This window comes from Streptodolium elevatio, assembly GCF_053592165.1.
The window spans coordinates 31,680-45,522 of record NZ_JBSFVE010000020.1 but is presented as its reverse complement, the minus strand read 5'-3'; the positions used below and the strand labels follow the sequence as shown (position 1 = coordinate 45,522).

The window sequence follows — 13,843 nt, the reverse complement described above, 5'->3', positions numbered from 1 at the left end:
TCAGCCGGGTTCGCCCGCCGTCGTGTCAGTGCTTTGGTCGGCCGCTTGGTCCGTGGCCTCCCCCGCCGGCCCGTCTGCGGTCCCGCCCGCGGTCTCGTCCGGGCGCAGCGCGTCCAGGATGAGCGTGAGGCCGAACGCGAACTCGTCGCCGTAGTCGTACCCGGGCTTGAGCGCGTGCTGGGTGGCGAGTTCGGTCAGGTGCGGGTACGCGTCGGCGGCCATGTCGTCGAAGATCGCGCCCGCGACCTCCGCCAACTCGTCCGAGCCGCTGAACGGCAGGCTCAGTTCCTGGATCACGAACCCGTACAGGTAGCTGTCGATCAGCGAGAACGCGTGTGCCGCCATCGGGACCGAGAACCCCGCGGCGCGCAGCGCGCCGAGGACGGCGTCGTGGTGGCGCAGCGTCGCGGGCCCCGGCCGGGAGCGCGAGTCCATGAGCCCGACGGCCCACGGGTGGCGCCGCAGCGCGGCGCGCGCCGACGCCGTGCGCTGCCACATCGCGCTCTTCCAGTCCGTGTCGCGCGGCGGCAGGTCGATCTCGTCGAACACCGCGTCCACCATGCCGTCGAGGATGTCGTCGCGGCCGTCGACGTGGTGGTAGAGCGACATCGCCTCGACGCCTAGCGGCTGGGCGACGGCCCGCATGGTGAGTGCCGCCGAGCCCTTCTCGTCGGCCACCTGCATCGCCGTACGGATCACCCGCTCGCGGCTGAGCGGAGTGCGCGCCGCGGCTTTGCGGGGGCTCTTTGCTCCCTCGCGCATCCGCTCCTCCTTCGTTCCCACTGCTTGTGGTGTCAGTGCCCTGGCCTGCTGTTCTTGACTGCCTTACGGCATAAGGTTAGCGTGCCTTACATCATAAGGCTGACACGTCGGCGGAGGGCTGCGCGATGGATGCGGATGCTGCGCACGACCGGGTGAAGAAGGTCTGCATCGTGGGTGCCTCGGGGAAGCTCGGGCAGTACATGGTCCGGCACGCGCTGGACCGCGGCTACGAGGTGGTCGGCGTCTGCCGGGAGCGCAGCGTGCCGAAGCTGGCCGCGTTCGCCGGCCGGATAACCGTCGTCCCGGGGCAGACGAACGACCGGGAGGTGATCCGGCGGGCCGTCGACGGGTGCGACGGGGTGCTGACGGTCCTGGTCCCGTGGGGCGTACGCCAGTACTCGTCGGGTACGGCGCAGGCCGTCCTCGACTACGCGAAGCCCGGCGCGCGCCTGGTGTTCTCGTGCGGCTGGCACATCACGCGCGACGGCAAGGACAAGTACTCGCGTACGTTCACCACCCTGCTTCGCATTGCCGCCTGGGTGGGCAAGGCCGTCCGCGCGGTCGAGATCGACGACCAGGTCGAGGCCTGCCGCCGGGTGTTCGCGAGCGACACCCGCTGGACCGTGGTGCGGGGCAGCGACCTGGAGGAGGGGGAGAGCCAGGGGCTGCCGGTGTGGCGCCGGCACGTGGGCGACCCCGTGCTGTCCGGCAACCTGACCCGGCGCGTGGATTTCGCGTTGTTCATGGTGGAGGCGCTCACCGACGACACGCTCGTGCGCGAGGCCCCGGCGATCGTCGGCCGCCTCACGCCGGGCGTCCTCGCAGCGTCGGCGTGAGTGGACCGTGCGATTCGGCGCGGTTCCGTTCCGCGTCCCTCCATCGGTGCGGCTGAACTGCGGCAGGCGCGTTCCTCGGGGAGGATCACTGGAGGACTGCGGTTCGACGTACCCGACTCCCGTGGAGGGCCGACGCGTGGCGAAGAAGGCGGACAAGGCGGCGGACGACGCGCTCGTGAGGGCAAGCCTCCGGGCTGTGCCGGGCGGCAAGGCCGACGGCGGCGCGGCCGGCGAGGGGGCCAAGGCGTCCGGGGCGTCGGGCCCATCGAAGTCGGGCGCATCGAAGTCGGGCGCATCGAAGTCGGGCACGCCGGGCGGGAAGCGGCGCGCCGGATCCGCGGTGGAGCGGCCCGCCCGCCCGCTGGCCTCCGAAGTCGGCGCAGGCAAGGCCGGGAAGCCCGGGAAGTCGGCGAAGGCCGGCAAGACGGAGAAGGCGGGAAAGACCGGGAAGGCGGAGAAGGCAGAGAAGAGCGCCAAGCCGGACAAGGCCGGAAAGAAGGCCAAGAAGAAGGACCACGACAAGGACGGCGGGAAGGACGGCCGGGCGGCGCGGCCTGCCTCGCCGCTGCTGCGCGTGGTCCACGGCTCGGTGCCGCCCGCGCCCGCGAACGTCCCGTCGGTCCGCGACGTCCTGCGCCTGCACGGCGGCACGGTCGACCTCGCCAGCGCCGACGCCCGCGCGACACCGCACGCTCCCGGCGGCAAGGCGGAGGCCCTGGCCGACATCGCGGCCATGGAGCCGCGGCTCGCCGAACTCCAGGAACGGCTGTACGCCCAGGCCGTCGCGGGCGGCTCCCGCAAGCGGTTGCTCCTGGTGCTCCAGGGCATGGACACGTCCGGCAAGGGCGGCGTGGTCAAGCACGTCATCGGGCAGTTCAACCCGTCCGGCTGCCACATCCACGCGTTCAAGTCCCCCACGCGCGACGAGTCGGCGCACCCGTTCCTGTGGCGGATCCGCCAACAGGTCCCGGCGCCGGGCCTGATCGGTATCTTCGACCGGTCGCACTACGAGGACGTCCTGATCGTGCGGGTGCGCGACCTGGTTCCGCGCAGCGTGTGGTCCCGCCGGTACGCGACCATCAACCGCTTCGAGCAGTCGCTGCACGACGACGACGTCACGGTCGTCAAGGTGTTCCTGCACATCTCGTACGACGAGCAGCGCGAACGCCTTCTGGAACGCCTCGACAACCCGGACAAGCACTGGAAGTTCAACCCGGGCGACATCGACGAGCGCGCGCTGTGGCCGGCGTACCAGGACGCGTACGAGTCCGTGCTGCAGAAGTGCACGACCGACACCGCCCCTTGGTACGTCGTGCCGGCCGACCGCAAGTGGTACCGCAATTGGGCGATCAGCCGACTCCTCCTGGAGCATCTGGAGGAGATGGATCCGCACTACCCGCAGGGCCACTTCGACGTCGAGGCGGAGCGGAAGCGCCTCCTGGAGACCTGAACTGACGCTCCGTCAGATACGTAACTCGGGACACCTCGAACAGCAGGCGCCACAGGGGCCCCAGGGCTTGTGCGGATCGGTAAGGAAACCGGTCCGCATTTGCCGTTCCGGACGAAATCTCGACACGTGTCACCAAAGAATGCCGGCCCGCCCGGTTGACTTGCCCGGGGGGCCGTTCCACCCTGGCGATCCGGAGCACACGGTTCCGAGGTGATCTCCCGGCCGGGGCTACCGCACACTGATCGACACGTGCCCACCGGCGGCTTCGCGCCGCCGCGCACGAAGCTCCTCGGTCCCTCCGCGGCGATCGCAAGCGGCATGACGCACCTGCGCACCCGCAATGCCGCACGCCCGCACGGCTGTTCCGCCGTACCGCGCTCTGCCGTTCCGCGTTCTGCCGTTCCGCGCACCGCTGTTCGCGCACCGCCGTTTTTGCGTACGTCAGTTTCGCGTATTTCCGCTCCGTGTACTCCGTTCTGCGTTCCTGAGTACCGCCCGACCCCGCGCCGCGGGGCGGTCCGTCCTGCCGTACGAACCGGAACCGGATCTTGTCGTTCCGCTTGATCGTCGAGCCGCCGCGACGGTCCGGTCCGGTCACGAGCACGGGAAGGGAACCCCATGTCCGAACAGACCAGTGGGACCGCCGCATCGGAGCCCAACCGCAGGGCGGTCATCGGCGGCCTGGCGGGTGCCGCCGCGTTGACCGCACTGCAGTGGACCCCCGCGTTCCGCGTCGAGTCCGCAGACGCCGCCGTCCCCGCTCCGCCGGGCCTGCCGGCCGGGATCTCGGCGTATCTCCAGGCGTACCGCAACTGGTCCGGCGAGATCCGTGTCGACGAGGTCTGGACCTGCGCGCCCACGACGCCCGCCCAGGTCGTCTCCCTCGCCAACTGGGCCCGCGCGCAAGGCTGGAAGCTCCGGGCCAAGGGCTACAGCCACAACTGGTCGCCGCTGATGATCCAGCCGGGTACGCCGACGAACATCCTGCTCGTCGACACCACCAAGCACCTGACCGCGGTGACCGTCAACTCCGGCTCGCCCGCCAGCGTCACCGCGCAGACCGGCGTGTCGATGCTGACGCTGCTCACCGCGCTGGAGAACGCCGGCTACGGCGTCACCGCCACGCCCGCACCCGGCGACCTCAGTCTCGGCGGCGTCCTGGCCATCGACGGACACGGCACGGCGGTTCCCAAGACCGGTGAAACCCTGACCCCCGGCCACACGTTCGGGTCGCTCAGCAACCTGATCCTGTCCCTGACCGCGGTCGTGTGGGACCCCGGCACCAGCCAGTACAAACTGCGGACGTTCCAGCGCAACGACCTGGCCATCGGGCCGCTCCTGGTCAACCTCGGACGCGCTTTCGTCACCGAGGTGACCCTGCGGGTGGGCGCCAACAAGCGCCTGCGCTGCCAGAGTTGGTTCAACATCAACGTCGACGAGATGTTCGCGCCGCCGGCCTCGGCGACGGGCAACTCGTTCGCGAGCTTCGTCAACCAGACCGGCCGCGTCGAGGCCATCTGGTTCCCCTTCACCCTCGTCCCGTGGCTCAAGGTGTGGTCGGTCTCGCCGAGCAAGCCGTTCTTCGCGAAGACCGCCAACGGGCCCTACAACTACCCCTTCAGCGACTTCCTGTCCGAGGACGCCGCGGACCTCCTCGGCCAGATCACCGCGGGCGCCGCGAACCTGACCCCGACCTTCTGCAACACCCAGATGGGCGTGGTCGGTTCGGGCCTCATCGTGACCGGCTCGTGGGATCTGTGGGGCTGGTCTAAGAACACCATGCTCTACATCAAGCCGACCACGATGCGCGTCACCGCGAACGGCTACGCGATCCTCACCAAGCGCGCCGACATCCAGAAGGTCGTCAGCGAGTTCTACACGTACTACAAGAACTCGCTGAACACGTACGCCAACCAGGGCCGGTACCCCATGAACGGCCCCCTGGAGATCCGCGTCACCGGGCTCGACAACCCCGCCGACGCGCAGTTCGCCGGTGCCGTGCACCCGACGCTGTCCGCGATCCGCAACCGGGCGGACCACCCCGAGTGGGACGTCGCGGTGTGGCTCGACATCCTTACGGTGCCCGGCACGCCGTACAGCCAGCAGTTCTACCGCGAGACCGAGCAGTGGGTCTTCGCGAACTACTCGGGCACATACGCGCAGGTGCGCCCTGAGTGGTCCAAGGGCTGGGGCTACAGCGGGACGGCGGCCTGGGCCGACGCCACGATGCTGACGACCACCGTGCCGAACCAGTACCGGACCGGTGTGCCGGCCGGCAACAACTGGGACAGCGCGGTCTCGCTGCTCAACCAGTACGACCCGCACAAGGTCTTCTCGAACGGCTTCCTCAACTCGCTGCTGGTCTGACCGCACCCGCGGTCCGGCCGCCGCCGAGGACAGGCGGTGGCCCGGTCCCCCCGGCACCGGGCCACCGCACGGCCGTCGTCCCGACGGCCTGACGGGCTCGACGGGTCCGACAGGGCTGATGAGCCCGACGAGCCCGACGACCCCGTCAGTCCGGTCGGCGGGCCACGACGGTCAGTCCGTCAGCCGCACCACGGCTGCCGAACGCGGGGCGAGGGTCAGCGTCGTGCCGGCCAGGCCGCGCTCGACCCGGGCACCGTCCCACGCCGCCGCCACCTCGGCGCCGCCGGTCCCCACCGGCAGCGTCGCCTCCTCCTCGGCCAGGTTCACCGCGGTCCGGAACGCGCCGCGGTGCAGCATCATCCAGCCCGCCGCCTCGTCGTACGTCAGGTGCACGGCCCGCAGATCGGGATCCGCGAGCTCCGCATGCGTGCGGCGCAGCCGGATCAGGTCGCGATACCACGCGAGCAGTGCCGAGTGCGGCTCTCGGTACGGCTCCGACCAGTCGAGCCGCGAGTCGCGCACGGTGTCCGGCGACTGCGGGTCGGGCACCTGCCCGGCGTCCCACCCGTGCGCGGCGAACTCGGCGCGGCGGCCCCGGCGCACCGCCTCGGCGAGCACCGGGTCGGTGTGGTCGGTGAAGTACTGCCACGGCGTCGACGCGCCCCACTCCTCGCCCATGAAGAGCATGGGCGTGAACGGCGACGTGAGCACCAGCGCCGCCGCGGCGGCCAGCAGCCCCGGCGGCAGCAGGGCCGAAATTCGTTCACCGACCGCCCTGTTGCCCACCTGGTCGTGGTCCTGGAGGTACCCCATGAACCGGTGCCCCGGCATGCGCGAGGGGTCGAGCGGACGGCCGTGGTGCCGCTCCCGGAACGTCGACCATCCGCCGTCGTGCAGCCACACCCGGCGCAACGTCTTGGCCAGCGTGCCCATCGAGCCGAAGTCCACGTAATAGCCCTGGCGTTCGCCGGTCAGCAGGGCGTGCAGCGCGTGATGGAAGTCGTCGCTCCACTGCGCGTGGACGCCGAGCCCGCCGTTCTCACGCGGCGTGACCATGCGCGGATCGTTGAGGTCCGACTCGGCGACCAGGAACAGCGGCTTGCCCAGGGCGACCCCCAACCGGTCGACGGCATCCGAGAGTTCCTCCAGGAACGGCACCGCGCGACGGTCCTCCAGCTCGTGCACCGCGTCCAGCCGCAGGCCGTCGATGTGGAAGTCGCGCAGCCAGGCGAGCGCACTCGACCGCAGGAAGGCGCGTACCTCGTCCGACCCCGGGCCGTCGAGGTTGACCGCGCTGCCCCACGGCGTGTGGTAGCGGTCGGTGAAGTAGGGGCCGAAGCGCGGCAGGTAGTTGCCGGACGGCCCGAGGTGGTTGTGCACGACGTCCAGGATCACCGCGAGGCCGTGCGCGTGGGCGGCGTCGACGAAGCGTTTGAGCCCGTCCGGGCCGCCGTACGGCTCGTGCGCCGCCCACAGGCACACGCCGTCGTAGCCCCACCCGTGCCGGCCCGGGAACGCCGCGACCGGCATCACCTCGACGTGCGTGACGCCGAGGTCGACGAGGTGGCCCAGGCGGTCCGCGGCGGCGTCGAACGTCCCCGCGTCCGTGAACGTCCCGATGTGCAGCTCGTAGACGACGCCGCCCGGCAGCGCCCGGCCGCGCCACGCCTGGTCCGTCCACTCGAACCGGTCGTGGTCGTAGACCCGCGACGGCTCGTCGGGGCCGCCCGGCTGCCACGCCGAACGCGGGTCCGGCAGCGCCTGTCCGCCGTCGACCGAGAAGGCGTAGTCGTCGCCGTGCCCGAGAGCGGGGACGTCGACACGCCACCAACCCGGACCGCCCCCGTGCCGCATCGCACGGCGGGCTCCGCCGGCCACCAGCTCCACACTGGACGCGGCCGGCGCCCACACCGAGAACTGCGTCATCGCCCTTCACCCCCACCCGAATCCCGCGTGTTCCAGGCCGTGTCGCTCCGCCCTTGGCGACGCGCACCCCACTGCGTACCGCACTGCGCATCGGAGTGCCCCTCGCAGGGTGTGCGGCGACACGCGCCTCGGCGTGTGTTCCCGTGTGTGTACGGCTGAGTCAATGTGCCCCGTCCTCCAGTAGCGCCACCGGCAGGCGTGCGAACACCTCGGCCAGTGGCGCGTCGCGTGCGACCCGGCGCCCGGTCAGCAGGTCCGTCCACGTGCCCTTCCACAGGTCGAGGCAGGTGTCGCCCCACCCGCCGCGCGCCGCGAGGCCGACCGGGAGCCTCGTCGCGAGCGCGACCGTGAAGCCGCGGCGCATGCCCAGCACGTGCGCGGCCGCCTCGCCGCGCACGTGCACCGCCGCGTACCTGCCCTCGCCGCCGAACGCCGCCGGATCGCGCCGCCGCCACCGCAGCGCCGCCGAGGTCACGAGCGCCTTCTCGTCGTCGAGGTCGCGCGGTGTGCCGCCGGTGTCCAGATGGGCCAGCCGCGTCGCCGCCGCCCCGAAGTCCACCGGCGCACGGTTGTCCGGATCCACGAGGGTACGCAACACCGCCTCACCTCCCTGGTACACGTCCGGCACACCCGGCATCGTCAGCTGCACCAGTTTCACCCCCAGCGCGACCGTGCGGGCGGAATCGGCCAGACGTTCGACGAACTCCTGTACGGAAGACCGAAGTTCCCGGTCGTTCAGAACCCCGTCCACGAAAGCGTCCGTGGCCTGCTCATACGGCGTGTCGGGGGTCGTCCACGACGTCGAGCGGTCCGCCTCGCGCATCGCCTTGCGCAGGTACGCCTTCATCCGATCGGGGTCGATCGGCCACGCTCCCACCAGCGTCTGCCAGAACAGGTACGTGTCGTACCGATCCGGCCCGGGACCCGAGCGGTGCCGCTGCGCCGCCTTCTCCCACCCGCGTACGGCCGCCCCCCACTCGTCCGGGATCTCCGCCAGCACCGCGAGCCGGGCCCGCACGTCCTCGCTGCGCTTGGTGTCGTGCGTCGACAGCGCGGTCATGGTGTCCGGCCGCGAGGCGTGCATCGACCGCGCGTAGGCGTGGAAGCCGTCGGTCCCGAGGCCCACCTCGTCCGGCTCGCCGCCCACCTCGTTGCACGAACTCAGCACGTACCAGCGGTAGAACGCGCGGTCCTCGACCCCCTTCGCGGCGACCGCCGAGGCCACCTGGGCGAAACGTACGGCGAACTCCGGGTCGTGCCCGAGCGCCGCGTCCGCGATCCGCCGCGCCGTCGCCGCGAGCCGGCCCGGCACGCCGGTCAGCGCCTCCCCGAGCAGGCTCGCGGCCTCCGCCGGCGCGGGCTCTCCGGCCACGACGTACGGCCGGTAGGCCGGCACCGACGCCAGCAACTCGCGCAGCGCGTCGCCCCGATCCGGGTCGCGTACGCCGATGTGCTCCAAGACGCGTTCGAGGCGCGCCACTTCGGTGGCGAGGCCGCTGCGCAGCACCTCCAGCTTCCCGGCCCGCGCCACAGGGGCGAACCCCGGCTCCGAGGCGCCCGTCATGTCGTGGTGCAGCGCGCGCAGCGCCTCCGCCCCGCCGGTGTCGGTGAACACCCCGTCGACGCGGCGCAGCGCGTCGTACCCGGTCGTGCCCGCGCAGTCCCAGTCGTCCGGCAGCCGTTCCTCGCCGTTCAGGATCTTCTCGACCACGATCCACGTGTCGGGCGAGGTCGCCTCACGCAGCCGCCGCAGGTAGCCGCGCGGGTCCGCGAGCCCGTCGGGGTGGTCGACGCGCAGTCCCTGCACCAGTCCCTCGCGGACCAGGCGCAGAATCACCGCGTGGGTCGCGGCGAACACCGCCTCGTCCTCCTGGCGGAGCCCTATCAGCGACGTGACTGTGAAGAAGCGCCGGTAGTTGCCGCGCAGATCGCCCTCGTGCCAGTCGGCGAGCCGGTAGTGCTGGGCGTCCAGGGCCTCGCGCAGCGACAGGTCCTCGGTGCCGTGCCGCAGCGGGAAGGCGTGGTCGTGGTAGCGGACCACACCGTCCTCGACCCTTATGTCGGTGAGCGCTCGGTCAAGCGGGGCGCCCAGTACCGGCAGCAGTATCCGCCCGCCGCCCGCGTCCCAGTCGATGTCGAACCAGTCCGCGTACGCCGACTCGCGCCCGCGCTCCAGGACCGACCAGAACTGCCGGTTCAGCGACTCGGGCGCGGGCACCGCCATGTGGTTGGGCACGATGTCGACCACGATCCCGAGCCCGTGCTCCCGCGCCTCGGCGGCCAGCACCCGGAAGCCCCGCTCGCCGCCCAGTTCGGGGGAGACCCGGCCGTGGTCGATCACGTCGTACCCGTGCCCGGAGCCGGGGACCGCACGCAGGATCGGCGACAGATAGAGGTGGGACACGCCCAGCGAGGCCAGGTAAGGCACCGCGTCGGCGGCCTCGGCGAAGCCGAATCCGGGCTGGAGTTGGAGGCGGTACGTCCCGGTGGGGACCACAGGAGGCGTCATGCAGACCGAGTGCCCCGACACCGGCAACGACACGCCGCATTAGCCCATCTGCCTGACTATCCCCCTCGTCACCCACATGGCCCAATCCCACGAAAGGTGGCCTCGTAGGCAGGAGGTAGCCGCCGGGAAGGGGCCCATGATGATTGCGGAGCCGGAAGTGGTACGCCTGTTCGACGTCATGGCCGACGCTGCGGGAGCGCGATCTTCCTGCACCATGGTCCGGATCCTGCGGAACGGGCCTACAAGCACGTCCGTCGCTACTCCTACGGTGACCTGGTTGATTTGCCGCCCCCGTTCGGGAAACTGGTGACGACAGGACTCCTCTGAGCCTGTTCTTTTTGTTTGCCCCAGTTAACAATCTCCGTGTTCCGCGCCGAGAACCGGAGGTCCGACCGTGCTCACCAGCTTCGACGACTACCCCGTCCACCAGACGCCGCTGCCCGTCGCGGTCCCGGTCACCAGCGACCGCAACGCATACGGGCGCTACTGGTTCGGCGCGGCCGACCGCGGCGGGCGGTTCATGGTCGAGGCCGCCTTCGGCCGGTACGCCAACCTCGGCGTGGCCGACGCCCACCTCTCCATCTCGCGCGGCGGCGTCCAGGACGCCTTCCACGTCTCCGGCAGCGCCCCCGCCGACCCCGCGGTGACCTCGGTCGGCCCGTTCCGCCTGCGCGTCGTCGAGCCGATGCGCCGGCTGGCGATCACCGTGGCCGACAACGAGACCGGCATCACCGCAGACCTGGAGTGGCGGGCCCGGGTCGGTGCGCTGGAGGAGGACCACACCGTCATGCACGACGGGGTGGGCCGCGTGATGGTCGACATGTGCCGTTTCCTGCAGTTCGGCACGTGGGCCGGGCAGGTCACCGTGGACGGCGAGACCACCGAGCTGGCGCACGACGACGTCATCGGCGTACGCGACCGCTCGTGGGGCGTACGCCCCGTCGGGCAGCAGCCGCAGGGCAAGCCCGCCCCCGGCACGCCCAACGCGTGGCTCTGGGCCCCGATCCACTTCGAGGACTCCTGCCGCACACTCGGCTACTTCCAGCGGCCGGGCGGCGAGATCTGGCGAGGCGACGCCTTCGTGATCCCGGTCGCCGACCCGGTGCCGCAGATCGTCGGCCACGACGACGTCGTCCGCGCCGAACCGCTGGGCGACCGCCTGACGTTCACATCCGGCACGCGCCGGATCTCGCACGCCGAGTTCGACGTACGCATGCCGGACGGGAGCACCGAGACCCTGGTGCTGGAGCCGCTGCGCCACATCATGATGAAGGGGCTCGGCTACACCTCGCCCGAATGGGCGCACGGCACGTGGAAGGGCGAGGGCACGGTCGGCCGCGAGACGTGGAAGCTCGACGAGGCCGATCCCCGCGACCCGACCGCGCAGCACGTGCACCACATCGTGAAGGCCCGTATCGGCGACCGCGAGGGCGTCGGGTTCCTGGAGCAGATCATCTTCGGGCCGCACACGCAGTACGGCTTCGAGGAGATCCTCGACGGCGCGAAGTAGCCGGTGATCACGAGGGGTTGTGATCTTTCCGCGGCATTCCGCACGATTGCGAAGTGATCGGATTCCTCATGTCCCTCCGGGCCTCCTGGCAAGCGCGGCGACGGGAGCGCGAGAGGGTGCGTCGGGACCACGTCTTCCGTGCCTGGACGGAGGCGGTAGAGGCGCCCGAGGAGAAGGCGGCCCGCGCCACTGGCGGAGTAGTCCGCCTCCACGGCCGCCCCTACCGCGGCCGCCCGACGTCCGCGGCCGCCCGGACGTCTGCGGTCGGCCACCTCCGTGGCCGACCGCCCCGAGAGCGACCGCCTCCGCTACGACTGCGGGCGCTGGAGTACCGCCATGGTGCGTGCCGGAACGGGCCACTGCTCGCCCGCGCGCACCGTCGGCAGGTCCTTGGGGTCGCGCTGTGCGCAGCCCGCGTCGGCGGTGTCGATGAGCACCTTCCACTCGGTCCCGTGGTTCAGCGGGATGTGGAACGACAGGTCCTCGTGCGACGCGTTGAGCAGCAGCAGGAACGAGTCGTCGGAGATCGGCTGGCCGCGCGGGTCGGGCTCGCTGATGGCCTGGCCGTTCAAGAAGACCGCCAGCGACTTGGCGGTCGCGTCGCGCCAGTCGGCGTCCGTCATCTCATCACCCGAAGGGGTGAACCACGCGATGTCCGACAGGTCGTCGTGTGTGCCCTGCACCGGGCGTCCGTGGAAGAAGCGGCGGCGCCGGAACACCGGGTGCTCGTGCCGCAGCCGGGTCAGCATCCGGGTGAACGCGTGCATGTCGCCCGGCGGCTCGTCGCGGTCGCCCTTGTCCGGCCAGTGCACCCACGCCAGTTCGCTGTCCTGGCAGTACGCGTTGTTGTTGCCGCCCTGGGTGCGCCCGAACTCGTCGCCGTGCGAGATCATCGGCACGCCCTGCGACAGCAGCAGCGTCGCCATCATGTTGCGCTGCTGCCGAGCCCGCAGCGACAGCACCGCAGCGTCGTCCGTCTCGCCCTCGACGCCGCAGTTCCACGACCGGTTGTAGCTCTCGCCGTCCCGGTTGTCCTCGGCGTTCGCCTCGTTGTGCTTGTCGTTGTACGACACCAGGTCGCGCATCGTGAAGCCGTCGTGGCACGTCACGAAGTTGATGGAGGCGATCGGCCGGCGGCCGTCGTCCTGGTACAGGTCGGACGAGCCGGTCAGCCGCGAGCCCAGTTCGGCGAGGGTGCGCTCCTCGCCGCGCCAGAAGTCCCGCACCGTGTCGCGGTACTTGCCGTTCCACTCGGTCCACAGCGGCGGGAAGTTGCCGATCTGGTAGCCGCCCTCGCCCAGGTCCCAGGGCTCGGCGATCAGCTTGACCTGCGACACGACGGGGTCCTGCTGCACGACGTCGAAGAACGACGACAGCCGGTCGACCTCGTGGAACTGCCGCGCGAGTGTGGCGGCCAGGTCGAAGCGGAAGCCGTCGACGTGCATGTCGGTGACCCAGTAGCGCAGCGAGTCCATGATGAGCTGCAGCACGTGCGGGCTGCGCATCAGCAGCGAGTTGCCGGTGCCCGTGGTGTCGAGGTAGTAGCGCTTGTCGTCGGCGAGCCGGTAGTAGGACTGGTTGTCCAGGCCCCGGAAGGACATCGTCGGGCCCAGGTGGTTGCCCTCGGCCGTGTGGTTGTAGACGACGTCGAGGATGACCTCGATGCCCGCGGCGTGCAGGGCCTTGACCATCGACCGGAACTCCTGCACCTGCTGCCCGCGCTCTCCCGTCGAGGAGTACGCGTTGTGCGGCGCGAAGAAGCCGATGGTGTTGTAACCCCAGTAGTTCCGCATCCCCAGACGGGTGAGGCGGTGGTCGTGCACGAACTGGTGCACCGGCATCAGCTCGATGGCGGTGACGCCCAGGTCCTGCAGATGGTCGATGATCACCGGATGGCCCAGTGCCGCGTACGTCCCGCGGATCTCCTCGGGCAGCCCCGGGTGCAGTTGCGTGAGGCCCTTGACGTGCGCCTCGTAGATCACCGTGTCGTGGTACTCGATGCGCGGCGGCCGGTCGTTGCCCCAGTCGAAGTAGGGGTTCACGACGACCGAGGTCATCATGTACGGGCCGGAATCGCCCTCGTTGGGCAGGTCCGGATGGTCGAACGAGTAGCCGTACACGGCCTCGTGCCACTTCACCTCGCCGGACACCGCTTTGGCGTAGGGGTCCAGCAGGAATTTGTGGGGGTTGCAGCGGTTGCCGTCGACGGGCGAGAAGGGGCCTTCCACGCGGTAGCCGTACCGCTGTCCGGGCTGTACGCCGGGCAGGTACGCGTGCCGGACGAAGGCGTCGGCCTCTCGCAGTTCGACCCGGTTCTCGGTGCCGTCCTCGTCGATCAGGCACAACCACACGCGCTCGGCGGCCTCCGAGAAGACCGCGAAGTTCGTGCCGGCGCCGTCGTAGGTGGCGCCCAGCGGATATGAGCGTCCAGGCCAGACCTGCATGGGGAACCTGTCGTGTCGAGTCGGAGGGCTCGAGCGGAC

The 13,843-nt window shown here is 70.8% G+C and carries 8 protein-coding genes; 4 read left to right on the top strand and 4 right to left on the bottom strand.

The window, feature by feature from the left end:
- On the bottom strand, positions 1 to 762 hold the full coding sequence (locus ACWD12_RS30495) for a TetR/AcrR family transcriptional regulator (RefSeq protein ID WP_450102243.1): 762 nt from the start codon (positions 760 to 762) through the stop codon (positions 1 to 3).
- Positions 763 to 887: 125 nt separating this feature from the next.
- Here ACWD12_RS30495 and ACWD12_RS30490 point away from each other — a divergent pair, with 125 nt between their 5' ends.
- From ACWD12_RS30490 to ACWD12_RS30480, 3 genes are all read left to right on the top strand, one after another.
- Positions 888 to 1,598, top strand: a complete 711-nt coding sequence (locus ACWD12_RS30490) for an NAD(P)-dependent oxidoreductase (RefSeq protein WP_450102242.1) — start codon at positions 888 to 890, stop codon at positions 1,596 to 1,598.
- A gap of 568 nt (positions 1,599 to 2,166) precedes the next feature.
- Positions 2,167 to 3,048, top strand: a complete 882-nt coding sequence (locus ACWD12_RS30485; RefSeq protein WP_450102341.1) for a PPK2 family polyphosphate kinase — start codon at positions 2,167 to 2,169, stop codon at positions 3,046 to 3,048.
- A gap of 618 nt (positions 3,049 to 3,666) precedes the next feature.
- Positions 3,667 to 5,415: a cholesterol oxidase substrate-binding domain-containing protein gene (locus ACWD12_RS30480; protein WP_450102241.1), complete on the top strand. Its 1,749-nt coding sequence runs from the start codon at positions 3,667 to 3,669 to the stop codon at positions 5,413 to 5,415.
- 171 nt (positions 5,416 to 5,586) lie between these two features.
- Here ACWD12_RS30480 and treZ read toward each other — a convergent pair whose 3' ends face one another.
- Both treZ and treY read right to left on the bottom strand, forming a co-directional pair.
- Positions 5,587 to 7,341, bottom strand: a complete 1,755-nt coding sequence (gene treZ, locus ACWD12_RS30475) for a malto-oligosyltrehalose trehalohydrolase (protein WP_450102240.1) — start codon at positions 7,339 to 7,341, stop codon at positions 5,587 to 5,589.
- 160 nt (positions 7,342 to 7,501) lie between these two features.
- Positions 7,502 to 9,850 (bottom strand): malto-oligosyltrehalose synthase, encoded by a 2,349-nt coding sequence (gene treY, locus ACWD12_RS30470; RefSeq protein WP_450102239.1) that lies wholly within the window; start codon positions 9,848 to 9,850, stop codon positions 7,502 to 7,504.
- A gap of 394 nt (positions 9,851 to 10,244) precedes the next feature.
- Between treY and ACWD12_RS30465 the strand changes: the two genes are divergently transcribed.
- Positions 10,245 to 11,360, top strand: a complete 1,116-nt coding sequence (locus ACWD12_RS30465) for a hypothetical protein (protein ID WP_450102238.1) — start codon at positions 10,245 to 10,247, stop codon at positions 11,358 to 11,360.
- Between the two features lie 308 nt (positions 11,361 to 11,668).
- On the opposite strand, the gene glgX is transcribed toward ACWD12_RS30465, so the two are convergent.
- Positions 11,669 to 13,804, bottom strand: a complete 2,136-nt coding sequence (gene glgX / locus ACWD12_RS30460) for a glycogen debranching protein GlgX (RefSeq protein WP_358358729.1) — start codon at positions 13,802 to 13,804, stop codon at positions 11,669 to 11,671.
- Positions 13,805 to 13,843 lie beyond the last annotated feature (39 nt).

Bases quoted from the DNA above. Each gene is read 5' to 3' on its own strand.
- ACWD12_RS30480 (WP_450102241.1), top strand. From the start codon at position 3,667: ATGTCCGAACAGACCAGTGGGACCGCCGCATCGGAGCCCAACCGCAGG.
- treY (WP_450102239.1), bottom strand. From the start codon at position 9,850: ATGACGCCTCCTGTGGTCCCCACCGGGACGTACCGCCTCCAACTCCAG.
- ACWD12_RS30495 (WP_450102243.1), bottom strand. From the start codon at position 762: ATGCGCGAGGGAGCAAAGAGCCCCCGCAAAGCCGCGGCGCGCACTCCG.
- treZ (WP_450102240.1), bottom strand. From the start codon at position 7,341: ATGACGCAGTTCTCGGTGTGGGCGCCGGCCGCGTCCAGTGTGGAGCTG.
- ACWD12_RS30490 (WP_450102242.1), top strand. From the start codon at position 888: ATGGATGCGGATGCTGCGCACGACCGGGTGAAGAAGGTCTGCATCGTG.
- glgX (WP_358358729.1), bottom strand. From the start codon at position 13,804: ATGCAGGTCTGGCCTGGACGCTCATATCCGCTGGGCGCCACCTACGAC.